Here is a 22607-nt window from a genome sequence, read left to right on the forward strand (position 1 = left end):
GATAGCCGTAAAAAAGCCCCGCATCTTGTAAAAAGAGCGGGGCTTTTTGTATTTGTTGCGGTGTTCGGCTAGCTATTTCCGTTGTCAGGAAGAGCTTTCCCCCTCACCCCAACCCTCTCCCCCAGAGGGGGCGAGGGGGAAGGGAGCTGATCTTCGTGCTGTTCAGAACCTGAGGTCGACTCGATATTTCAGGTCGATGCCATTCGAAAGAACACCACGGTCAGTCCCCTCTCCCTCTGGGAGAGGGCTAGGGTGAGGGGCTTTTGACGTTCAGATCAGATCAGATCAGATCAGATCAGATCAGATCAGATCAGATCTGCTCAGCCCACAGATCATATTCGTCAGCATCAGTCACTTTGCACCAGACCTTGTCGCCCGGCTTCAGATTGCTGCCATTATCAATAAACACGTTGCCATCGATTTCCGGGGCGTCGAAGAAGCAGCGGCCCACCGCGCCTTGCTCGTCGACTTCGTCCACCAGCACTTCGATTTCACGGCCGATGCGCATTTGCAGGCGTGCCGAGCTGATCGCTTGCTGGTGCGCCATGAAGCGATCCCAGCGGTCCTGCTTGACGTCGTCCGGAACGATTTCCAGGTCGAGATCATTGGCTGGAGCGCCTTCAACCGGCGAGTACTGGAAGCAGCCGACGCGGTCGAGCTGAGCTTCGGTCAGCCAGTTGAGCAGGTACTGGAAGTCTTCTTCGGTTTCGCCCGGGAAGCCGACGATGAAAGTCGAACGGATGATCAGATCCGGGCAGATTTCCCGCCAGTTCTTGATGCGTGCCAGGGTCTTGTCTTCGAACGCCGGGCGTTTCATCGACTTCAACACTTTCGGGCTGGCGTGCTGGAACGGGATGTCCAGGTACGGCAGGATCTTGCCGGCGGCCATCAACGGGATCAGCTCGTCAACGTGCGGGTACGGGTAAACGTAGTGCAGACGGACCCAGACGCCGAGGGTGCTCAGCGCTTCACACAGCTCGGTCATGCGGGTTTTCACCGGCGCGCCGTTCCAGAAACCGGTGCGGTATTTCACGTCAACGCCGTAGGCGCTGGTGTCTTGCGAGATCACCAACAGCTCTTTGACGCCCGACTTGACCAGACGTTGGGCCTCATCAAGTACGTCGCCGACCGGACGGCTGACCAGTTTGCCGCGCATCGACGGGATGATGCAGAAGGAGCAGCTGTGGTTGCAGCCTTCGGAAATCTTCAGGTACGCGTAGTGGCGCGGGGTCAGCTTGATGCCTTGTGGCGGCACCAGGTCGATCAGCGGGTTGTGATCCTGACGCGGTGGCACCACTTCGTGCACGGCGTTGACCACTTGCTCGTACTGCTGCGGACCGGTCACGGCCAGCACGCTCGGGTGCACGTTGCGGATGTTGCCTTCTTCCACGCCCATGCAACCGGTGACGATGACCTTGCCGTTTTCCTTGATCGCTTCGCCGATCACTTCCAGCGACTCAGCCTTGGCCGAATCGATGAAACCGCAGGTGTTGACGACTACAACGTCGGCGTCCTGATAGGTGGACACCACGTCATAGCCTTCCATGCGCAGCTGGGTCAGGATGCGCTCGGAGTCGACCAGTGCTTTCGGGCAACCCAGAGATACAAAGCCAACCTTTGGATTGGCCGGCGCAGGAGTGGTGGACATGTCTAACCTCGGTATTTTGTGACATCGCTTTCAGGGTGCGAAAGCCGACGGATGGGCGCTTAGGGCGCGCCTCTGATCAAAAAGTGCGCAATTCTAGCGGCGAGGAGCGCACTTGACCAGCTTTATGCCGGGAAATACGACGAGTGCTGCGCTATGCTTCGCGCCGTTGAGCTTTACCAATTTTTTACAGTCAACAAAACGTCTGTAACAACAGGTAAAACAGCGCATGCTGCACCACAAAGCATAGTGCTTCATTCAAAGAAGCCGGTTCTGAGAAGTAGGAGTGTTGGATGGGTCAGGCAAGTAGTCATGCGGCAGGCGCCGAGGGTTCGGCCACCAAGCCGCTGAGCATGCTGGTCGCGGCAGTCGGGGTAGTTTACGGCGACATCGGCACGAGCCCGTTGTACACCCTCAAAGAAGTGTTTTCCGGCGGTTACGGCGTACCGGTCAACCACGACGGCGTGCTAGGCATTCTGTCGTTGATCTTCTGGTCGCTGATCTGGGTCGTGTCGATCAAATACATGATGTTCGTCCTGCGTGCCGACAACCAGGGCGAGGGCGGCATCATGGCGCTCACTGCGCTGGCGCGGCGGGCGGCGGGGCATCGCAAGAAGCTGCGGTCGTTGCTGGTGGTGTGCGGACTGATCGGCGCGGCGCTGTTTTATGGCGACAGCATGATCACTCCGGCGATTTCCGTGTTATCGGCGATTGAAGGTCTGGGGCTGGCGTTTGAGGGTATCGACCACTGGGTTGTGCCGTTGTCGTTGGTGGTGCTGGTCGCTCTGTTTTTGATCCAGAGCCACGGCACGGCGCGAATCGGCATTCTGTTCGGGCCGATCATGGTCACCTGGTTCCTCGTCCTCGGTGCCCTTGGCGTGTATGGCATCAGCCACACCCCGGAAGTGCTGCATGCGCTGAACCCGGTCTGGGCCGTGCGTTTCTTCATGGTGCACACCGGCATGGGCGTGGCGATCCTCGGCGCCGTGGTGCTGGCGCTGACCGGTGCTGAAGCGCTTTACGCCGACATGGGCCACTTCGGCCGCAAGCCGATCGCCCGGGCGTGGTTCATCTTGGTATTGCCGGCGCTGGTGCTCAATTACTTCGGTCAGGGCGCCTTGCTGCTGGACAACCCGGATGCGGCGCGTAACCCGTTCTATCTGCTGGCGCCGAGCTGGGCGTTGATTCCACTGGTCGGCCTGTCGACGCTGGCCACGGTGATCGCCTCGCAAGCGGTGATTTCCGGCGCGTTCTCCTTGACTCGTCAGGCTATTCAGCTCGGCTACATTCCGCGCATGTACATCCAGCACACCTCCAGCGATGAGCAGGGCCAGATCTACATCGGCGCGGTGAACTGGGCGCTGATGGTTGGCGTTGTGCTGCTGGTGCTTGGCTTCGAATCCTCCGGCGCCCTGGCCTCGGCCTACGGTGTGGCGGTGACTGGCACCATGCTGATGACTACCATTCTGGTGTCGGCGGTGATGCTGCTGCTGTGGAAATGGCCGCCGATCCTTGCGGTGCCGGTGTTGATCGGTTTCCTGCTGGTGGACGGTCTGTACTTCGCCGCCAACGTGCCGAAGATCGTGCAGGGCGGCGCCTTCCCGGTGATCGCCGGTATTGCACTGTTCGTGCTGATGACTACGTGGAAGCGCGGCAAGCAATTGCTGGTCGAACGCCTCGACGAAGGCGCGCTGCCGCTGCCGATCTTCATCAGCAGCATCCGCGTGCAGCCACCGCACCGCGTGCAGGGTACCGCCGTGTTCCTCACCGCACGCTCCGACGCCGTGCCGCACGCGTTGTTGCATAACCTGCTGCATAACCAGGTGTTGCATGAGCAAGTGGTGTTGCTGACGGTGGTCTACGAAGACATCCCGCGGGTACCGCCATCGCGACGCTTTGAGGTCGAAGCGCACGGGGAGGGCTTCTTCCGGGTGATCCTGCACTTCGGCTTCACCGACGAGCCAGACGTGCCGCAGGCGTTGAAGTTGTGTCATCTGGATGATCTGGACTTCAGCCCGATGCGCACTACCTACTTCCTCAGCCGCGAAACGGTGATTGCCTCGAAACTTGAGGGCATGGCGCGTTGGCGTGAAGCGTTGTTTGCGTTCATGTTGAAGAATGCTAATGGCAATTTGCGCTTCTTTAATTTGCCGTTGAACCGTGTGATTGAGTTGGGGACGCAGGTGGAGATGTAACTTCGCGTTATAGAAAAAGCCCCCGTCAGCCTTGTGGCTGGCGGGGGCTTTTTTGTTTCTGGCTTTATCCACAAATCCAGATCAAAAGATCGCAGCCTTCGGCAGTTCCTACAGGTTTCGCATTCCATGTAGGAGCTGCCGAAGGCTGCGATCTTTTGATCTTCAAACCTCTACAGGCTTTCAGGCATCTCTGCTTCAGACTCGGTCTTCGTGCGCGCAGGTCGCGGCATCAACGCCTGAATCACATCATCAATCAAGGCTTTGCCCATCACCGTCAGGTAATGCGCGGCCCAGGCATGGCGGTCGGTGTCTCTGATGAAGGCAGCGTCTTCTGCGAAGGATTTTGCGAGATATAGCAGGTCGGAGGATTGCGACAAGGCATCGAGGATCGGGATGCCGGCGCGGACATTGAAGAACGCTTGATCCGAGTTGTAGAGGAAAGGGGTGAAGCCGATGGTTTTAAGGTGTGCGAGTCCGTGCTGATCAGTTTCGGTCATCGTGTTACTCCTTGGTTCGAAGTGCCGCGACTTTCGTTACCACGCGAAAGGGAGGCAGCTGTACGCAGGGTGGTAAACCGGGAACCAAGGAAACCGGCACGCCCGAAAGCGTCCCACGCACAGCCGCCAAAACTCGATGAGCTTGCTGTCGTGTTGGTTTCTCCGGGTTACCACACCCGATCGCTGAATGAGTCAGCGACGTCCGGAGAGTATCCCGTCAAAAAACAGCGCAACAGGGCAGCAAGCCGATCAAATATGAGATTCGGAGTTTGCCTACAAGGTCTGTGGGCGTCATCCGATATTGAGAGACGGGAAGTAAACAAAACTACACGTCGGACACGCAATTCCCTGTAGGAGTGAGCCTGCTCGCGATAGCGGAGTGTCAGCTTGCAAATCAGTGACTGACACTCCGCTATCGCGAGCAGGCTCACTCCCACAGGGGAATGGGTTCATCGTCCGAGATGTAAAAAGCCCCCGCAACCGTGAAGTTGCGGGGGCTTTTTGTGGGGCGCTTCAGATCACTCTTCGGCGACCGAGTCCTTGCTCTGACGCTTCTCGATCAAATCCACCAGCCGCTTGGCAAGCGCCGGGTAGTTCTCATCGAAGTGGTGGCCGCCAGGCAGTTTCACCGCCTCGCCGACTGCCGTCTTGTCGGTGCAGCCACTTTCATCCGTCTCTTCTTCCCCATAGATGCACACGACCTTGGCCGGTGGCAGCTTGGCCATTTCCGGGCCGGTGGCGGCTTCTTTGCCGGCGTTGCCGAGCCAGCCTTCGACTTCGATTTCGAAGCTGCCGGTGCGGGCGAAGGCTAGCAGGATGATTGCGTCTACACGTTGCTGCTCGGTGTCTGGCAGGCGGTTGTAGATCGCCGGCAGCACGTCAGCGCCGAACGAGTAGCCGGTGAGGATGAAGCGCTTGGTGCCCCATTTCTGCCGGTAGTGCTGCATCAGCTCGGTCAAGTCCAGCGCGCTCTGCTCGGGGCTTTTGTGCTGCCAGTAGTAGCGCAGTGTGTCGATGCCGACGACCGGATAGCCGATCTTGGCCATTTCGCCGGCCACGTCGCGGTCGAGGTCGCGCCAGCCGCCGTCTCCGGAAAGGAACAGGGTCACGGTGTCCTTGGCCTGACCGGCCGGGACTTCAACCACCGGGATCGCCAGACCGCCGTTGGCCTTGTCGCCGCCGACGAGGATCTTGCGCAGTTCGTTGTTCAGCACTTGCGGCAGGTTGATGTCGTAGTCGCTGATGCTGGTTTCGGCGTTCGGTTGATCGCGCACGAAACCTGCGCTGGCGTCGTCCGGGTTGTCGTTCCATGCGACCAGCCAATGGCCGTGGGCGGCAGATTTTGGCAGCAGGTGCGTGCAGCCACCTTTTTCCAGGGCGAGGTCGACGGAGACGGCTTGGGCCTTGTCGTCTTTCTGCTCGGACAACCAGCGCCAGGCCAGCACAGCGCCCGGGCCAATGCCGCTGACCAAAGTGGCCGGGCCATTCAGTTCACGCAGGCCGGTTTGCAGGGCGCGGCTTTGCAGCAGGCAGTCCTTGGGCAGAATCACCTGGACGATCTGCGCCGAAGCGCTGCGGCTCAGGGTGCTCAGTTGTTTGTCGCTGAGTTTCTGTTCGTCATTGACTGCCACCAGCACCTGAGCCTTGGGCTTGGTGCCGGGGATCACACGGGTCATGGCCGGGCCATCGGCCGGTGTGAGCTGTTCCAGGGTCGGTTCCGGTGCCGGACGTTTGAGGTACCAGTAACCGCCGCCGGCAATCACGGCCAGCACGATCAGTGCAGCCAGGATGTACTTCAGGGAGCGTTGAATCATCAGCGTTTCACCAATCCAGTCAAGCCGCCCGCGATCAGGGCAGCAGTGTCGGCCAGCGCCACCAGCGGATCGAGTCCGGCGGGCACGGCCATATAACGGGGTTCCCAGTCAGGCTGGAACTTGTCTTTGAAGCGGCGCAAGCCTTGGAAGTTGTACAGCTGCTCACCACGGCGGAAAACCATCGAACCCAGACGCTGGGTCAGCGGTGCACCACGTCGGGGTTGCAACCCCGACAACGGCACCATGCCCAGGCTGAAGCGCGCGTATCCGTGACTCTTATAGTGTTGAATCAGGCCGACCATCATGAATTCCATGGTCAGCTTGGGGGCGTCCGGGTGCGCGCGCATCAGGTCGAGGCTGGCCAGGTCATGGCTGTAAGTCTCGAGCAGGTTGGCGAACGCCACCGGGCGGCCTTCGAAGCGAATCACCGCAATGCGGAAATGCTTCAGGTAATCGTCGCTGAAGCGGCCGAGGGAGAAGCCTTTCTCACGCACGTTCTTGCCGGTCAGCCACGCATCGGAAATCACTTTCAGCTCATCCATCGGCGCCTGACCCGGCTCATGGATCTCCAGCGACAGACCGTCGCGGGTACCACGGTTCCAGGTGTAACGCAGGTCCTTCATTTCTTTGCCCTTGGCTTCCAGGTCAAAGCGATGCAGATCGACCCGGGCCTCTTCGCCAAGTTTGATCGCGGTCAGGCCGATGTCCATGTAGTACGGCAGATTCTCCGCGCGCACCTGATAGAAAACCGGGCGGGCGTGGTGAATGTCACAGAGGTCGCGGAACTGCCAGATCATTTCGGCGCGTTGCTGGCCAGGGCCGATCGGGTCGTACAGCGCAACAAGGCTGCGGCCCCGACGCGCGTACATCAGGAACGCTTCGTCGTTCTGGTGAAACAGCAACGCCTTGTCACCGGTCAGCGCGAGGCCACCGTCGGGTTGCGACGATGCCATCAGGATCTTCGCCGCGCGATCCAGTTCGTCAGGCGTCGGCAAGTGAATGACCGGGCGTGCGGTGCGCAGCAGCCAGGTCAACGCGATCACCAGCAACAGCACAGCGGCGCCGAGCAGCGAGCGCAGGCCACGGGGCGCGTCAGCATCAAGGGTGAACTGCCACCACAGCTGATGGCTGTACGGCACGTCTTGATAGGCGAACAGCAGCAGCCACGTCGATGCACCGAGGACGCACAGGCTGGCCACCAGATACAGCGGCGAGAAGGGCAGTTCGGTCAGACGACTCGGGCGATAGAACGAGCGACGAAATACACCGAGCAATGCCGCGGTGAGGGTCATCAGCGTGGCTTCTTCCCAGTCGAAGCCTTTAAGCAGCGAGAGCAGGGCGCCAACCAGCAGCAGAATGGTGGTAAGCATCCAGGCTGCCGACAGGCGACGACGCAGGCCCTGAGCGAGCATCAGGCAGAGCACGCCGATCAGGCTGGCGCCGAAGTGCGAAGCGTCGACCAGACGATGCGGGATCAGAAAGCCGATGTGCTCCAGACGTGTGTCGATCTCGGGCGTGGCGCCGGAAAACAGCAGCACCACACCGGACAAGAACACCAGCACCGCCAGAATTGGTGCCGCCAGACCAGACGCTGCGCGCATGGTCTGAGTCTGAAACAGGCGCTGACCTTCGTTGATCAGCAGGAATACGCACGCGACCAGCAGCGGCAGTACCACATAGATCAAGCGATACAGCAGCAACGCTGCGGCCAGTGGGGCGGCACCCAGCTTGTCGGCGAAAGCGGCCAGCAGGATCGCTTCGAACACACCGACGCCGCCGGGTACATGGCTGAGTACGCCGGCAGCCAATGCCAGCAGGTACACCAGCAGGAATGCACCAAACGGCGGCGCTTCCGGCAGCAGCAGATAAAGGACAGTGGCGGCAGCCGCAACGTCGAGGGCGGTAATGATCAGTTGCAGGAACGTCAGGCGCCGGCCCGGCAAACGCAGCGTACGGCGGCCCACCCTGACCAGCAGGTTGTCGCGCAACGGTTGTTCCGGCAGGCGCCGACGGTAGATGCCGATAGCCAGTACTGCGCCAAGCAACAGCACGACAGCGGCGACTGTGCCGAGCAGGCCTTCGGATAAACCCAGCGCCTGCGAGGCAGCGGGCAGGTCGCTCAGCGTTGCCAGTGCGGCCAGGGGCGGCAAGGCGCAGCCCAGCGACAGACTGGCGAACAAGGTCATGTGCGCGACTTCCGACGCCCCCAGACCCAATCGTGCATATAAACGGTAGCGCACCGAACCGCCGGACAGCAGCGACAGACCGATCGCATTGCCGATCGCAAACGCGGTGAAACCGCCCAGCGCCAACGTGCGCGGCGGTAATGTCACGCCGGCATAACGGCTGGCCGACCATTCATAGCCGAGCAGAATAATGAAGCCGACCACGGTCGCAGCGAACGCGCCGAGCAGGGCGGGTTTCGGCACGTCGAGAATCGAGTCGTGCAAGGCATCGAGATCGAGTTCGGCGAGCAGATGTCGACAGGCAATCAGCGCAATCGCGAACAACAGCAAAGTGACCGCCAGACCAATCGGTTGCCGGTATTTGCTTAACCGATCCAGCAAGCGCAAACGCTCGGGTTTGATCGGATGTTCCGCTGTGACGGTGTCTTGTGGATCAGACGAGTTGGCGCGCATCAATCACCTCTTGGATTGTGCGCGACAGGATGGAGGTATCCAGCCAAGTTACCAATCCCTGTAGAAAAAAATAATCACAAAATACTACGCCTCTCACCGGGTATCGGCGAGGGCAGTTCCTGGATTGCAGACGTCTTGCCTGCGACTCAAGCATAGTCGCAAGTGAGCACTTCTGAAGATCCCAAGCGGTTCACTGCACAGTGACAGATCATTGTTGCGAAAGGACTTTTTCAACAGATACAAAAAAGGCCACTCTTTCGAGTAGCCTTTTTTGATGTTTGGTTGCGGGAGCCGGATTTGAACCGACGACCTTCGGGTTATGAGCCCGACGAGCTACCAGACTGCTCCATCCCGCGTCTGTGTGGCGGCATTCTACAGGCGAACGGCGAGGTGTCAACCGCTAATCCCATAAAGGGTCAAATAAGTGTGCATTCGCGTCAAACGGTCGCAGGTGTCGCGTTAAGTTTCGGAAATGCAAAGAATTCCTGTTTGGGGCTCGCTTCTCTATAAGAGTAGGAAATCCACAAAGCAGACGCGCACAAAAAAGGCCACTCTTTCGAGTAGCCTTTTTTGATGTTTGGTTGCGGGAGCCGGATTTGAACCGACGACCTTCGGGTTATGAGCCCGACGAGCTACCAGACTGCTCCATCCCGCGTCTGTGTGTCGGCATTCTACAGAGGAACGCCGGGGTGTCAACCTTAAATCTGGATAAAATCTGTTGAGGTTCAATCGGTTAGCGTTTTTTCACAGGTGTTTTTCAGGCTGCAGGGCAGGCGGAGCAAGGCTTTCAGCTCTATTGAAGGTCGTCCGTCGATTGAGAAAATAAATTCAAAGCTGATTTCCTACACGCGGAAAAGAACATTCATACCACTGGTGCTATATACAGGTGTCAGTGAGATACTGCCGATCCGGCTCGCCACGTTTCCTTTTCTGACATGACTCAGCGAAAAATCATCCACATCGACTGTGATTGCTTCTACGCCGCCATCGAGATGCGCGATGACCCGCGTCTGGCCGGCAAGCCGTTGGCGGTGGGTGGTTCGGTGGATCGGCGCGGGGTGATCGCGACCTGCAACTATGAGGCGCGTGCCTATGGCGTACGTTCGGCAATGGCGTCGGGGCATGCACTGAAGCTGTGCCCGGACCTGACCATCGTCAAGCCGCGCATGGACGCCTATCGCGAAGCGTCGAAAGAAATACATACGATCTTCAGTGATTACACCGACCTGATCGAACCGCTGTCGCTGGATGAAGCCTATCTGGATGTCTCGGATAGCGCGCATTTCGGCGGCAGTGCCACGCGGATTGCCCAAGACATCCGTCGGCGAGTCTCCAATCAATTGCACATCACCGTGTCTGCGGGTGTGGCGCCGAACAAGTTTCTGGCCAAAATCGCCAGCGACTGGAAAAAGCCCAATGGCTTGTTCGTGATTACGCCAGATCAGGTCGAAGACTTTGTCAGCGGCTTGCCGGTGAACAAGTTGCACGGCGTCGGCAAAGTCACTGCCGACAAACTCGCTAAACTCGGCATCGTCGACTGCTTGCAACTGCGCGAGTGGGACAAGCTGGCGCTGGTGCGCGAATTCGGCAGCTTCGGCGAGCGCTTGTGGAGCCTGGCCCGTGGGATCGATGATCGCTTGGTGCACAACGACAGTCGGCGTCAGTCGATCAGTGTGGAAAATACCTACGACGTTGATCTGCCGGATCTGCGCAGTTGCCTGGATAGGCTGCCGGAGCTGCTGGAAACCCTGAAAACCCGCATGGCACGGATCGACAGCAGTTATCGGCCGGGCAAGCCGTTCGTTAAAGTGAAGTTTCATGACTTTACCCAGACGACCTTGGAGCAGGCCGGGGCAGGGCGGGATCTGGGCAGTTATCAGTTGATGCTGACGCAGGCGTTCAATCGCGGCGGGAAACCGGTGCGGTTGTTGGGGGTGGGGGTCAGGCTTGAGGATTTGCGTGGCGGGTTTGAGCAGATGGAGTTGTTTGAACGTTAAAAGGCAAAAGATCGCAGCCTGCGGCAGCTCCTACAGGGAAACGCGATCCTCTGTAGGAGCTGCCGAAGGCTGCGATCTTTTATGGGGCCTTAATTCGGTCCTGGATCTGCCACCAGACGCCCGGCATCCTTGGTCAGCGACTTGAGAAACTCAGTCTGCAACTCAGGATCGTTACGCGTCAGTTCGATCAGGCTTTGTTCCAGTTCGCTGGCTTCTTCCTCCAGACCCAGTTCCGACAGACGTTTGACCCGGTGTACCCACTGGCTCACTTCGTCGTCTTCCAGATCGTCGTAAATCAGCCCGTGCGCCTCCAGCAACTTGCCACGCAGATGACTGCTGATCATCAGCGACGAATCAGAGTGCACGTCATCCTTGCTGTCTTCGACGCTGATCTGCAATTTGCCGACATGATTGAGGTCATTTTCGGCAAACGGACTGTCGAGCAGATTCAGGCGCAGCACACCGTTGCGATCGGTGGTCATGTCGAACGTCTGTTTGCCTGCCTTGACCTGCACCGGACGTTCGCTCCACGGCAGGCTCGAATACTCCGTGCGCTTGTCGCGCTGGACTTCATCGATACCCGCCAGGTTCTGCTGCGCGCGACCATTGGACTGCACGTTCATGAACGGATTGAGCCCGGCAAAACCGTAGCTCAGCCAGTCCTTGGTGACGCTGTCCGGCAGGTTGCCGAGGGCGAAAACGTTGACCACGTTCGCGCCCACACCGCCGACCACGGCCACCACGCCCAGCGGGATCTCGTAGACCTCCCGCCAAGGCTGGTAAGGCGTGTAGCGATCGTAACGACGGGTGACTTCGAACTCGGTGACTTCGAAAGTCTTCTGCTCGTTGATCTTCACGCGTCGCTGCGGCAGCTCAAGCGCCTTAGGCTCACCGACATCAATCTGCAGGCTATGGTCGAGCAACTTGCGCTCGACCCGCTCTTCGTGCTCGCTGCGTTGTGACATGTGATTGGCACAGCCGCTGACCAGCAGGGCACCGCACAGGGCGGTACCACCGAGGCCTAAGGTGTTTCGCTTGAACATGACGTCTCTATCTGGTTTCAGCGGCGGATACGGGCCTGCAGGAAGGACAATACGTCGGCCACCGGCAATGCTTGCGCTTCGCCTTCGGTCCGGCTCTTGTATTCCAGGTTGCCTTCGGCGAGGCCGCGGTCGCTGACCACGATCCGGTGAGGAATGCCGATCAGCTCCATGTCCGCGAACTTGATGCCCGGGCTGGTTTTCTTGTCGCGATCGTCCAGCAGCACTTCGAAGCCAGCGGCCGTCAGTTCGGCGTACAGCTTGTCGGTGGCTTCGCGCACCTGCTCGGTTTCATAACGCAGCGGTACCAGAGCGATCTGGAACGGCGCCAGGGTGTCGCTCCAGATGATGCCGTTGGCATCGTTGTTCTGTTCGATGGCCGCCGCCACCACGCGGGAAACGCCGATGCCGTAGCAACCCATTTCCAGGGTCACCGGCTTGCCGTTCTCGCCCAGCACTTCGCACTTCATCGCCTTGCTGTACTTGTTGCCCAGCTGGAAGATGTGCCCGACTTCGATACCGCGTTTGATTTCCAGCGTGCCTTTGCCGTCCGGGCTTGGGTCACCGGCGACGACGTTACGCAGGTCAGCTACGGTCGGAACCGGCAGATCGCGCTCCCAGTTCACGCCAAAGTAGTGCTTGTCGTCGATGTTCGCGCCGATGCCGAAGTCGCTCATCAGCTCGACCGAGCGGTCGATGATGATTGGCAGCGGCAGGTTCAGCGGGCCGAGCGAACCGGCGCCGGCGCCAATGGCGTCACGCAGTTCGGCATCGGTGGCCATGACCAGCGGGCTGGCCACGCCAGGTTGCTGGGCAGCCTTGATTTCGTTGAGTTCGTGGTCGCCACGGATGACCAGCGCGATCAGCTTGCCTTCTTCTTCGGCGCGCACGATCAGGGTCTTGATGGTCTTTTCAATCGGCAGATTGAATTTTTCCACCAGCGCCGCGATGGTCTTGGTGTCTGGTGTATCGACCAGGCGCAGTTCTTCGGTCGCAGCAGCACGCGAAGTTTCGCGTGGCACCGCTTCGGCCTTCTCGATGTTCGCCGCGTAGTCGGAACCGTTGCTGAAGACGATGTCGTCTTCGCCGGACTCGGCCAGTACGTGGAATTCGTGCGAACCGGCACCACCGATCGAACCGTTGTCGGCTTCAACCGGGCGGAACTTCAGGCCCAGACGGGTGAACACGTTGCAGTACGCCTGGTGCATGCGGTCATAGGTGACCTGCAGCGACGCCTGATCAGCGTGGAACGAATACGCATCCTTCATGATGAATTCGCGGCCGCGCATCAAGCCGAAGCGTGGACGGATTTCGTCACGGAATTTGGTCTGGATCTGGTACAGGTTGATTGGCAGCTGTTTGTAGCTGCTCAACTCGTTGCGCATCAGATCGGTGATCACTTCTTCGTGGGTCGGGCCCGCGCAGAAGTCGCGACCGTGGCGGTCTTTGATGCGCAGCAGCTCAGGGCCGTATTCTTCCCAGCGCCCCGATTCCTGCCACAGCTCGGCCGGTTGGGTGCTCGGCATCAACACTTCCAGAGAGCCGGCAGCGTTCATCTCTTCGCGAACGATGGCTTCAACCTTGCGCATAACCCGCAGGCCCATGGGCAGCCAGGTGTACAGGCCGGAGGCGAGCTTGCGGATCATGCCGGCGCGCAGCATCAGCTGATGGCTGATCACGACCGCGTCGGAAGGCGTTTCTTTCTGTGTGGCGAGCAAAAATTGACTGGTGCGCATGGTTGGCCGTTGTCGGTTGCTATGACTGGAAATGACTCCGCAGTGTACCGGCGAGTTTTGCCGACGTACAGGCGTGAGGTCAGTGGAGAGGCACGACGGCGGGATTCCTCCCGCCGTTGCCGAAACGTCTTACGATTCTTCCGCGACCGGTGTCGGCACAGGCTCGGGCGTTGGCGTCGGGCCTTCGCGGCGGCTTTCCTGGAACCAGTGCAGGGCGATCAACACAAGCGTCGGCACACCGAGCAGGGCGGTGATCAGGAAGAAGCTGTGGTAACCGAACTTCTCGACCAGTACCCCGGAATATCCGCCCATCAGGCGCGGCAGCAGCAACATGATCGAGCTGAGCAGGGCGTATTGCGTGGCGGAGAACTTCAGGTTGGTCAGACTCGACAGATAGGCAACGAACGCCGACGTCGCCAGGCCCGAGCTGAAGTTGTCGAGGGAAATGGTCACCACCAGCATCTGCAGGTTCGGGCCCATGTCGGCGAGCATCACGAACAGCAGGTTGGTGGCGGCCGAGGCCGCGCCGCCGATGAACAGAATCGGCAGAATGCCGAAGCGCACGATCAACAGACCGCCCATGCCGGCGCCAACCAGCGTCATGATCAGGCCAAAAATCTTGCTGACACTGGCAATCTGATCCTTGGTGAAGCCCTGATCGATATAGAACACGTTGGCCATGACGCCCATTACCGTGTCCGACATCCGATAGGTGGCGATCAGACCCAGTAACAGAAACGCCTGCCAGCGATAACGCAAAATGAAGTCGTTGACCGGTGTCAGCACCGGCGCGAGGCCGCGACGACCCATGGTCGACAGGCACAGGCCGGTGAGCAGCGTATAGAGAATGGCGCGCAGGAACGCGCGGTCTTCGAGCAGCAGATCGAGTGGGCTCATGCCGCCGAACAGCACGCTGGCGAAATCGGTGTTGTAGAGCTGGGTGAACATCGCCGGTACGGAGACCAGTAGAACGATCAGCACAAACACCGACATTAACTGATGCATGAAGGTGTAGCGTCCGGCCTGCAACTGCGTGCGCAGTGGCACCGGCGGCTCACGCATGAACAACGTAGTCAGCAGCGCGGGAATCATCAGTGCACCGAACAGTGCGTAAGTGCCGGCCCAGGCCGAATGCTGATAGTTGAAGCCCGTGGAGCCGAAGCCCTCGGCGAAGAACAACGCACCGGCAGTCGCCAGCAGCGCGGCCACGCGATAACCCGACATATAACTGGCGGCGAGGGCGGCCTGGCGGTTGTCTTCGGCGATTTCCAGGCGATAGGCGTCTACCGCAATGTCTTGAGTGGCGGAGGCGAAGGCGACGACCACGGCTATCGCGATCAACCAGGACAGGTGTTTTTGAGGGTCGCAGAAGCCCATGCCGATCAGGCCCAGAATCACCAGTGCCTGCGAAAGCACCAGCCACGAACGGCGTCGGCCAAGCTTGCCCAGCAGTGGCAGGCGCCATTGGTCGAGCAGGGGCGACCAGACCCATTTGAACGCATAGGCAAGGCCGATCAGGCTGGCATAGCCGATGGTTTCACGGGCTACGCCCGCTTCACGTAGCCAGACGGAAAGCGTTGAAAACACCAGCATGTACGGCAGGCCGGCGGCGAAACCCAGCAACAACAGCACGAGCGTCGAAGGACTGGCATAAGCGGCTAGCGCGGCGCGCCAGGTTTTACGGGGCATGGGCTGAAGTCTGCCTCAAGATTGCGAAAACAAAGCGCGCACTCTAACCGCTGTGCTCTACCGGGCGCCAGCCATGGCGCTGAATATCCACACGATTGTTCAGGACGGTGATGCCTTCCAGGCGCAATCGGGCCCGTTGTTCATCGCCCGACGGGCTGCCCACCGGCAGGCTGATCCGACCGCCGGCGCCCAGTACGCGGTGCCAGGGCAGTCTGGTATCGCCGGGCAACTGACTCAGGGTGCGGCCGACCCAGCGGGCGGCGCGCCCCAACCCGGCCAGTTCAGCTAACTGACCATAGCTGACGACTTTGCCTTCTGGCACTTGGGCGAGCGTCGAGTAGAGCGCCGTGCGTCGGATTTGCGCATCGTTTTCAACGCTGTCGAGCGGGTCTTTCACGTACGCGATTCCTGAACATAAACAGTTTGATGGCTTTCAGAGTAATCCGTGATCGCGCAGTTGAGAAATGAACTCATCAGAAATAGTCCGGTCAGTCCTTGTCAGGGTCTTATTCCTACGGATAATGCCGACCTTTTTCCGCAAACTTGAGCCTTCGATTCGCTTATGTTGTCCAGATCCTTGCTGTGCCTTGCTGTTTTCAGTGCGTCCACGCCCCTGCTTGCCGACACCGTCTGGTTGAAGAACGGTGACAAGTTGAGCGGCACCATCACCGTATTCGATGGCGGCAAGCTGTTGATCCAGACCAAATATGCCGGTGCGGTCAGCATTGACTGGAAAGAGGTCAAGACGCTGGACAGCGATCAGCACCTGCTGGTCAAGCAGGATGCCTACGCCGGTGAAGTGTCCAAGTCGCTGACGGCTGCCGAAGATGGCAAGGTCACCCTGGCCAACGGTGAGGCGCCGAAGACCGTCGAGCTGGCGAGCATTCAGCAGATTCTCAAACCGAAACCGGTGGTCGAGGATCTGGTGTGGAAGGGTAATGTCGACCTGGCGCTGGACTATCAGCGCGCCGAAAAGGACACCGATGACTACGATGTCGGCTTCAAGACTTCGGCACGTCATGGGAGCTGGCGCCACACCGCCGAAGGTGAATACAACCGCGAAGTGCAGGACGACGAAACCACCACCGACAACTGGCGCGCCGAATACTCACTCGACCGCTTCCTCACCGATAAGTGGTTCTGGCAGGGGCGTCTGAATTACAAACGCGATCACATCGAAGAGCTGGCACGCCAACGCGTGGTCGGTACCGGTCCCGGCTACCAGTTCTGGGATGACGAGTTGGGCGCGTTCTCGCTGGGTTCGCTGTTCAACCGCACCGATTACGAGTATCGCGATGGCAGCAAGGACAACTTCTATTCCGTCGCCATGAAGTGGGATTACAACCGCTATCTGATTGGCAAAAAAGTCGAGTTCTTCACCAATGGTGAAATCGGCAAGCCGCTGTCGGATGTGGCCAACTACGCGCTGGATGCGGAAATGGGGTTGCGTTACAAGGTCACCGACTGGGCTTCGCTCAACCTCAAGGCCGAGCGCGACATCATCAGCGGCACCAACGATGCGGATTTGAACAAGACCCGTTACACCGCCGGGTTTGGCGTGGCCTGGTAAGGCGCAAGCAAAAGATCGCAGCCTTCGGCAGCTCCTGCAGGATGTACATCAATCCTCTGTAGGAGCTGCCGAAGGCTGCGATCTTTTTTTACGCCCAGAAAACAAGCGCCCACAAAAAAGCCCCGCTTTTAAGGGCGGGGCTCTTTTCTAAAGAAGCTACAAGTTAGATAACTTGTACTTCTTCAGCTTGCATGCCTTTCTGACCGCGGGTAGCGATGAAAGAAACCTGTTGGCCTTCTTTCAGGCTTTTGAAGCCGTCGGATTGGATAGCTTTGAAGTGAACGAACAGGTCGTCACCGGATTGTGGAGTGATGAAGCCGAAGCCTTTTTCATCGTTGAACCACTTAACGGTACCGGTTTGGCGATTAGACATGGTGTAACTCCTTGAACAAAGATAACTGCGACACAGGAAGAACCCTGGCCGAGACTGAGTGCAAAGAGCAGGAAAAATTCTTGTAGATGGTTGGATCGAAATTCAACATATCGTGTAGAGATTCTCAGTGACACAAGCAACACAGTGACGCCACCTTAACCCAGTTTCAGAGAAGTGCCAATGCTTCTTGCGAAGGTTTCTCTGTTTTCGGGATCGACGGTGTGACGGTTCGTCGCCAGACCTAGTAAATCATGGGGGATCGGCGAGAATTGCAGCCCGCACTTTGAACCCGGCGGCGCGCCCGGTAAGATGCCGGACAGAATTTTTCCACCTCGCTATTCAGGACACCCCGCCATGAGCATCAAATCGGACAAGTGGATTCGCCGCATGGCGCAGGAACAGGGCATGATCGAGCCGTTCGTCGAGCGCCAGGTGCGCGGCAGCGATGACAGCCGAGTGATCTCCTACGGTGTGTCGAGCTACGGCTATGACGTGCGTTGCACCAATCACTTCAAGGTGTTCACCAACATCAACTCGTCCATCGTCGACCCGAAAAACTTCGACCCGGGCAGTTTCGTCGACGTCCACAGCGACGTCTGCATCATTCCGCCGAACTCCTTCGCGCTGGCCAGCACCGTCGAATACTTCCGCATTCCGCGCAATGTATTGACCATCTGCCTGGGTAAAAGCACCTACGCGCGCTGCGGCATCATCGTTAACGTCACGCCGCTCGAGCCGGAGTGGGAAGGCCACGTCACCCTGGAATTCTCCAACACCACCAACCTGCCGGCGAAAATTTACGCCAACGAAGGCGTGGCGCAGATGCTCTTCCTTGAATCCGACGAGGAATGCGAAGTTTCATACAAGGATCGCGGTGGCAAGTACCAGGGCCAGCGTGGCGTGACCTTGCCACGCACCTGATCGGTCCATCCGACAGATCGCGGGAATTCTTTGGCGGGCAGACACTCTATGGGGTGTACTGCCCGTTTTGTTTTCGGCAAAACGGGCCTTCGCCGAGGAGTGCCCTATGAAGATCGATCCGCAAATCACTGCCGAACTGGCAAGGCTCGAGCCCAATCAGATTGGCGTATTGGCCTGGTCCTTGTTGGCGCATCCGCCGCTGAACATGGCCGGTGGAATTCCCGGTCAACCCGATCCCGATACCCCCAACGAACAACCGACCGAGCCGGGCGAACCGACGCTACCGGACGAGCCGCCACCGGCACCGGTTGCCTGATCTGCATTGAAAATGAATGGCCAGTCAGATGCGGTCTGCGAAGACTTCAACTGACTGGCCATATTTCGTTATCGCCGATGACGAAGAGCCTGCTGCTGTCATCCTTCCCGACCGGATAGCCGCCGGTAAACGCGCCAAAGGCCGGCAGCAGGCTGAGGCGTTCGCCAAGCCTGAAGCATGCCAGGCGCAAGCTCTGCCGACCCTTGCCATGTAACCGATAGACCGGATGTATATGGCCTGCCAGGACATGTCGTTCAGGATGCGGGTCCGGTTCATGTTGCAAGGCGAATGGCCCGAGCAGCAGTGGTTCCGGCACCACCCGGATATTCAGCGATTCAGGCGGATCACCGGCGCGTTTGTCGTGATTGCCGCGGATCAGCGTCATCGGCAGATCAACATGACGCGCACGCCATTCGGCCAGTGCACGCAACGTTCCCACGGCATGTGAGCCGGGTCCGTGCAGGAAATCGCCAAGAAATATCAGTTGCCGACAAGGCAGTTTCGCCAGCAATCGGTCAATCACTGCAATATTGCTCGACGTGGTGCCTTGCGGGACCGGCTGGCCAAGGCTGCGGTAAGCGGCGGCCTTGCCGAAATGCACATCGGCAATCAGCAATGCCTGTTGCGCCGGCCAGTACAACGCTTTTTCCGGCAGCAGCCAGAGGTCCTCACCGGCGAGACGAACAGGGTAGGGCGCGCTCATCGGTATTTGCTCTTGTCGGCAGATTTCTCCAGATCATCGACCATCCGCCTGATGCGATCAGCGAGTTTCTCCGAACTCATGCTTTCACGCATGCGCTCCACCAGCAGCGGGAAGCCCAGCGGTGTAGGACGTTTAACCTGATGCACGTCCAGTTTCATCTGATTGATCCGCTCCAATGTCTGCTCCAGGCGCTGAATATCCAGTTCTTCTCGTAGGACTTCTTCCCCGGCCTGGGCCAGCAACAGGTTGTCGGCGTCATATTGTTTGAACACTTCGAAGAATAAACCACTGGAAGCCTGGACCTGCCGGGTGCTTTTCGGTGCGCCGGGGTAACCGGAGAAGACCAGCCCGGCAATCCGGGCAATCTCACGGAAACGGCGCAGGGCCAGTTCGCCGGCATTCAGACTGGCCAGAACGTCCTCCAATAAATCATCGGCATTGAACAGCTCGGCATTCAAATACTCGGCCCAGTCGATCGGCGTGGCGCTGAGTAATTCGAGACCGTAATCGTTTACCGCGATGGAAAACGTCACCGGTTGCCGTTGACTGACGCGCCAGGCCAGCAGACTTGCCAGCCCCAGATGCACCTGCCGCCCGGCAAACGGATAGAGGAAAAGGTGCCAGCCCTCGCGGGACTTCAGCACTTCGGCTAACAGGTTTTCTGTCGTGGGCAACCCAGACCAGCGCATCTGGGTTTCCAGCAACGGTCGCAACGCCTGCATTTCCGGGCCGACAAACTCGCCTTGCGCGGCGGCACTGAAGCGCCTGACCACGGCCTCGGCCAATTCGTTGGAAAGTGGCATGCGCCCGCCATTCCAGCGCGGTACGGCGGCTTTCTTAGCGGTGCTGCGTTTGACGTAAGCGGTCATGTTTTCCACCCGCACCAGTTCCAGCAACCGTCCGGCAAAAAGAAAGCCGTCGCCTGGTTTAAGCCGCGCGATGAAGCCTTCCTCGACACTGCCCAACTGTTTGCCGCCGCCGCCTTTGCTCCAGAATTTCAGCTGGATGCTCGCATCGCTGACGATGGTGCCGATGCTCATGCGATGGCGCCGCGCCAATCGCGCATCCGGTACGCGCCAGACGCCGTGCTCGTCCGGTTCGACTCGGCGATAATCCGGATAGGCTGTCAGCGACATCCCACCATGGCGTACGAAAGCCAGCGCCCAGGCCCAATCGGCGGGAGTCAACTCACGGTAAGCCCAGGCGCCACGGACTTCTTCGTACAACTCTTGAGGAATAAACCCGCCGCCGAGGGCCATGCTGACCAAATGCTGCACGAGCACGTCCAGCGGTTTGTGCGGTGACAGACGGGGTTCGATGCGCCGTTGCTCGACGGCATCGCGGGCGGCAGCGGCTTCGATCAGCTCAAGGCTGTGCGTCGGCACCAGTGTCACCCGCGATGTGCGTCCCGGTGCATGGCCGGAGCGTCCAGCCCGTTGCATCAAGCGCGCGACACCTTTGGCCGAGCCGATTTGCAGCACGCGTTCGACCGGCAGGAAGTCCACGCCCAGATCCAGGCTCGAAGTGCAGACCACGGCTTTCAGTTGCCCATTCTTCAGGGCTTGCTCCACCCAGTCGCGGGTTTCGCGAGACAGTGAACTGTGATGCAAAGCGATCAGTCCTGCCCAGTCCGGCCGCGCCTCCAGTAGCGCCTGATACCAGATTTCCGACTGCGCCCGGGTATTGGTGAACACCAGAGTGCTGGCGCAAGCATCCAGTTCAGCAACAACCTGCGGCAACATCTTCAGACCGATGTGCCCTGCCCAGGGGAAACGCTCGATGGCAGGAGGGAGGAGGGTGTCCACCTTCAGCGCTTTTTCGCTTTGCCCCTGAATGCTGACGCCGCCACCCTGTGGGATCAGCACCTGTTCGGCGTGGGATTGATTACCGAGGGTGGCGGACACGCCCCACACGATCAGATCGGGTTGCCAGTGGCGTAGACGGGCCAGGGCCAATTGCAGTTGCACGCCGCGCTTGTTGCCCAGCAGCTCGTGCCATTCATCGACGACGATCATGCGCAGACTCGACAGCGCTACGTGTGCATCGGCGCGGGCGAGCAGCAGTGTCAGGCTTTCCGGCGTGGTGATCAGGGTGGTCGGCAGGCGCCGGCTCTGCCGGGCGCGTTCGCTGCTGCTGGTGTCGCCGGTGCGCAGGCCGATGCTCCACGGGATCTGCAGGTCATCCATCGGTGTTTGCAACGCGCGCGCTGTATCGGCGGCGAGTGCGCGCATGGGGGTGATCCACAGGACGGTCAGCGGTGCGGCGGGTTGTTTGCGTTTGCGCGGTGTTTCGGGGGGAGGCAACAAGCGCGCGAAGCGATTGAGTGCGGCGAACCATACCGCATAGGTTTTACCGGCGCCGGTGCTGGCGTGGAGCAAGCCGGATTCGCCGTTTTTCACCGCCGCCCACACCTGTTTCTGAAAGGCGAACGGCTTCCAGTCGCGGGCGCTGAACCAGATTTTTGCCAGGTCGGGAGATTTCGCCATGCGGCTGCGCGCGCTCTGGAGGTGTTCTTCCAGTGACCGCGCCAACACAGAAAAGGTTTAAAAACACCGCACATCACCTGTAGGAGCTGCCGCAGGCTGCGATCTTTTGATCTTGTTTTTTAAAATCACAATCAAAAGATCGCAGCCTTCGGCAGCTCCTACATAGGCGGCGTTGACAGGCCGTATGGATCGCAGGGCAATACGTGGGTCATTTCAGGTTGCCGCTGAGGAACTGCTTCAGGCGTTCGCTTTTCGGGTTGCCGAGCACATCCTCGGGCGCCCCTTCTTCTTCCACCAGACCCTGATGCAGGAACAACACCTGGCTGGAGACTTTTCGCGCGAAGCTCATCTCGTGGGTCACCATGATCATGGTCCGGCCTTCCTCGGCCAGCCCTTGAATGACCTTCAACACTTCCCCCACCAGCTCCGGGTCGAGCGCCGAGGTCGGTTCATCGAACAGCATCACTTCCGGCTCCATCGCCAACGCCCGGGCAATCGCCACGCGCTGTTGCTGACCGCCCGACAAAAACGCCGGGTACTGATCCGCCACCCGCGCCGGCAGCCCGACCTTGTCCAGATAACGCCGGGCGCGATCGTCAGCCTCCTGTTTGCTGCAACCCAGCACCCGGCGCGGGGCCATGGTGATGTTTTCCAGCACGGTCATGTGGCTCCACAGGTTGAAATGCTGGAACACCATCGCCAGACGCGTGCGCAATCGTTGCAGTTCATCGGCGTCGGCGACGTGCATGCCGTGGCGGTCGGTGACCATGCGGATCGCCTGGCCATCGAGGCTCATGGCGCCGTCGTTGGGTTGTTCGAGAAAGTTGATGCAGCGCAAAAAGGTACTTTTGCCCGAGCCACTGGCGCCGATCAGGCTGATCACGTCGCCGGTCCTGGCCTTGAGCGAAACGCCTTTGAGCACCTGATGGTCGCCATAGCTTTTATGCAGGCCTTCAACGGTCAGTTTGTACATGGGACAGACATCC

The 22607-nt window shown here is 59.4% G+C and carries 17 protein-coding genes and 2 tRNA genes; 5 read left to right on the plus strand and 14 right to left on the minus strand.

The features are described from left to right. Positions 1-310 precede the first annotated feature (310 nt). Complete coding sequence (gene rimO / locus P3G59_RS06320; protein ID WP_158957198.1) at positions 311-1648, minus strand: 30S ribosomal protein S12 methylthiotransferase RimO; 1338 nt, start codon at positions 1646-1648, stop codon at positions 311-313. 290 nt (positions 1649-1938) lie between these two features. On the opposite strand from rimO, the gene P3G59_RS06325 reads away from it, so the two are divergent. Further along, entirely contained in the window at positions 1939-3840 is a 1902-nt protein-coding gene (locus P3G59_RS06325; RefSeq protein ID WP_277760885.1) for a potassium transporter Kup, read from the plus strand. A 170-nt stretch (positions 3841-4010) separates the two neighbouring features. Here the strand turns inward: P3G59_RS06325 and P3G59_RS06330 are convergent, their stop codons facing one another. The 5 genes from P3G59_RS06330 to P3G59_RS06350 all read right to left on the minus strand — a co-directional run bounded on the left by P3G59_RS06330 (position 4011) and on the right by P3G59_RS06350 (position 9445). Next, entirely contained in the window at positions 4011-4337 is a 327-nt protein-coding gene (locus tag P3G59_RS06330) for a DUF3077 domain-containing protein (protein WP_277760887.1), read from the minus strand. Between the two features lie 518 nt (positions 4338-4855). Beyond that, positions 4856-6151: an AcvB/VirJ family lysyl-phosphatidylglycerol hydrolase gene (locus P3G59_RS06335; protein WP_277760888.1), complete on the minus strand. Its 1296-nt coding sequence runs from the start codon at positions 6149-6151 to the stop codon at positions 4856-4858. Next, positions 6151-8790, minus strand: a complete 2640-nt coding sequence (gene mprF, locus P3G59_RS06340; protein WP_277760889.1) for a bifunctional lysylphosphatidylglycerol flippase/synthetase MprF — start codon at positions 8788-8790, stop codon at positions 6151-6153. The genes P3G59_RS06335 and mprF overlap by 1 nt, the downstream gene beginning before the upstream one ends. Positions 8791-9069: 279 nt before the next feature. Then, positions 9070-9146: transfer RNA gene (locus P3G59_RS06345), tRNA-Met, on the minus strand. Positions 9147-9368: 222 nt separating this feature from the next. Further along, a tRNA-Met gene (locus P3G59_RS06350) sits at positions 9369-9445 on the minus strand. 280 nt (positions 9446-9725) lie between these two features. Here P3G59_RS06350 and dinB point away from each other — a divergent pair. Beyond that, positions 9726-10787, plus strand: coding sequence for a DNA polymerase IV (gene dinB, locus P3G59_RS06355; protein ID WP_277760890.1), 1062 nt, complete (start codon positions 9726-9728; stop codon positions 10785-10787). A gap of 89 nt (positions 10788-10876) precedes the next feature. Here dinB and P3G59_RS06360 read toward each other — a convergent pair whose 3' ends face one another. From P3G59_RS06360 to P3G59_RS06375, 4 genes are all read right to left on the minus strand, one after another. Further along, the gene (locus tag P3G59_RS06360; protein WP_007918633.1) at positions 10877-11830 is read right to left on the minus strand and encodes a hypothetical protein; all 954 of its coding nucleotides are present in this window, start codon (positions 11828-11830) and stop codon (positions 10877-10879) included. 17 nt (positions 11831-11847) lie between these two features. Beyond that, on the minus strand, positions 11848-13563 hold the full coding sequence (locus P3G59_RS06365; protein ID WP_277760891.1) for a proline--tRNA ligase: 1716 nt from the start codon (positions 13561-13563) through the stop codon (positions 11848-11850). 129 nt (positions 13564-13692) lie between these two features. Then, a complete protein-coding gene (locus tag P3G59_RS06370; protein WP_034154952.1) occupies positions 13693-15252 on the minus strand; it encodes an AmpG family muropeptide MFS transporter in 1560 nt (519 codons plus the stop codon). A gap of 43 nt (positions 15253-15295) precedes the next feature. Continuing rightward, on the minus strand, positions 15296-15649 hold the full coding sequence (locus tag P3G59_RS06375) for an MGMT family protein (protein ID WP_277760892.1): 354 nt from the start codon (positions 15647-15649) through the stop codon (positions 15296-15298). A 165-nt stretch (positions 15650-15814) separates the two neighbouring features. On the opposite strand from P3G59_RS06375, the gene P3G59_RS06380 reads away from it, so the two are divergent. Then, positions 15815-16822, plus strand: a complete 1008-nt coding sequence (locus P3G59_RS06380; protein WP_277760893.1) for a DUF481 domain-containing protein — start codon at positions 15815-15817, stop codon at positions 16820-16822. Positions 16823-16985: 163 nt separating this feature from the next. On the opposite strand, the gene P3G59_RS06385 is transcribed toward P3G59_RS06380, so the two are convergent. Continuing rightward, positions 16986-17195: a cold-shock protein gene (locus P3G59_RS06385; RefSeq protein ID WP_002554837.1), complete on the minus strand. Its 210-nt coding sequence runs from the start codon at positions 17193-17195 to the stop codon at positions 16986-16988. 354 nt (positions 17196-17549) lie between these two features. Between P3G59_RS06385 and dcd the strand changes: the two genes are divergently transcribed. After that, positions 17550-18116, plus strand: coding sequence for a dCTP deaminase (gene dcd / locus P3G59_RS06390; RefSeq protein WP_008083888.1), 567 nt, complete (start codon positions 17550-17552; stop codon positions 18114-18116). A 106-nt stretch (positions 18117-18222) separates the two neighbouring features. Continuing rightward, positions 18223-18432 (plus strand): hypothetical protein, encoded by a 210-nt coding sequence (locus P3G59_RS06395; RefSeq protein ID WP_016986417.1) that lies wholly within the window; start codon positions 18223-18225, stop codon positions 18430-18432. 46 nt (positions 18433-18478) lie between these two features. Here the strand turns inward: P3G59_RS06395 and pdeM are convergent, their stop codons facing one another. The 3 genes from pdeM to P3G59_RS06410 all read right to left on the minus strand — a co-directional run bounded on the left by pdeM (position 18479) and on the right by P3G59_RS06410 (position 22594). Beyond that, on the minus strand, positions 18479-19135 hold the full coding sequence (pdeM, locus tag P3G59_RS06400) for a ligase-associated DNA damage response endonuclease PdeM (protein WP_277760894.1): 657 nt from the start codon (positions 19133-19135) through the stop codon (positions 18479-18481). Next, on the minus strand, positions 19132-21621 hold the full coding sequence (locus tag P3G59_RS06405) for a ligase-associated DNA damage response DEXH box helicase (RefSeq protein ID WP_277760895.1): 2490 nt from the start codon (positions 21619-21621) through the stop codon (positions 19132-19134). Before P3G59_RS06405 ends, pdeM begins: the two co-directional genes overlap by 4 nt. Positions 21622-21829: 208 nt before the next feature. Next, positions 21830-22594, minus strand: a complete 765-nt coding sequence (locus P3G59_RS06410) for an ATP-binding cassette domain-containing protein (RefSeq protein WP_166220914.1) — start codon at positions 22592-22594, stop codon at positions 21830-21832. Positions 22595-22607 lie beyond the last annotated feature (13 nt).

The sequence above is a fragment of the Pseudomonas sp. A34-9 genome (genome assembly GCF_029543085.1).
Classification (GTDB): Bacteria; Pseudomonadota; Gammaproteobacteria; order Pseudomonadales; family Pseudomonadaceae; genus Aquipseudomonas.

Coding starts and splice junctions, on each gene's coding strand:
- P3G59_RS06395 (WP_016986417.1), top strand. CDS start 18,223: ATGAAGATCGATCCGCAAATCACTGCCGAACTGGCAAGGCTCGAGCCC.
- P3G59_RS06335 (WP_277760888.1), bottom strand. CDS start 6,151: ATGATTCAACGCTCCCTGAAGTACATCCTGGCTGCACTGATCGTGCTG.
- P3G59_RS06380 (WP_277760893.1), top strand. CDS start 15,815: ATGTTGTCCAGATCCTTGCTGTGCCTTGCTGTTTTCAGTGCGTCCACG.
- pdeM (WP_277760894.1), bottom strand. CDS start 19,135: ATGAGCGCGCCCTACCCTGTTCGTCTCGCCGGTGAGGACCTCTGGCTG.
- P3G59_RS06370 (WP_034154952.1), bottom strand. CDS start 15,252: ATGCCCCGTAAAACCTGGCGCGCCGCGCTAGCCGCTTATGCCAGTCCT.
- dinB (WP_277760890.1), top strand. CDS start 9,726: ATGACTCAGCGAAAAATCATCCACATCGACTGTGATTGCTTCTACGCC.
- rimO (WP_158957198.1), bottom strand. CDS start 1,648: ATGTCCACCACTCCTGCGCCGGCCAATCCAAAGGTTGGCTTTGTATCT.
- P3G59_RS06405 (WP_277760895.1), bottom strand. CDS start 21,621: ATGGCGAAATCTCCCGACCTGGCAAAAATCTGGTTCAGCGCCCGCGAC.
- P3G59_RS06385 (WP_002554837.1), bottom strand. CDS start 17,195: ATGTCTAATCGCCAAACCGGTACCGTTAAGTGGTTCAACGATGAAAAA.
- P3G59_RS06360 (WP_007918633.1), bottom strand. CDS start 11,830: ATGTTCAAGCGAAACACCTTAGGCCTCGGTGGTACCGCCCTGTGCGGT.
- P3G59_RS06365 (WP_277760891.1), bottom strand. CDS start 13,563: ATGCGCACCAGTCAATTTTTGCTCGCCACACAGAAAGAAACGCCTTCC.
- P3G59_RS06410 (WP_166220914.1), bottom strand. CDS start 22,594: ATGTACAAACTGACCGTTGAAGGCCTGCATAAAAGCTATGGCGACCAT.
- P3G59_RS06325 (WP_277760885.1), top strand. CDS start 1,939: ATGGGTCAGGCAAGTAGTCATGCGGCAGGCGCCGAGGGTTCGGCCACC.
- mprF (WP_277760889.1), bottom strand. CDS start 8,790: ATGCGCGCCAACTCGTCTGATCCACAAGACACCGTCACAGCGGAACAT.
- dcd (WP_008083888.1), top strand. CDS start 17,550: ATGAGCATCAAATCGGACAAGTGGATTCGCCGCATGGCGCAGGAACAG.
- P3G59_RS06330 (WP_277760887.1), bottom strand. CDS start 4,337: ATGACCGAAACTGATCAGCACGGACTCGCACACCTTAAAACCATCGGC.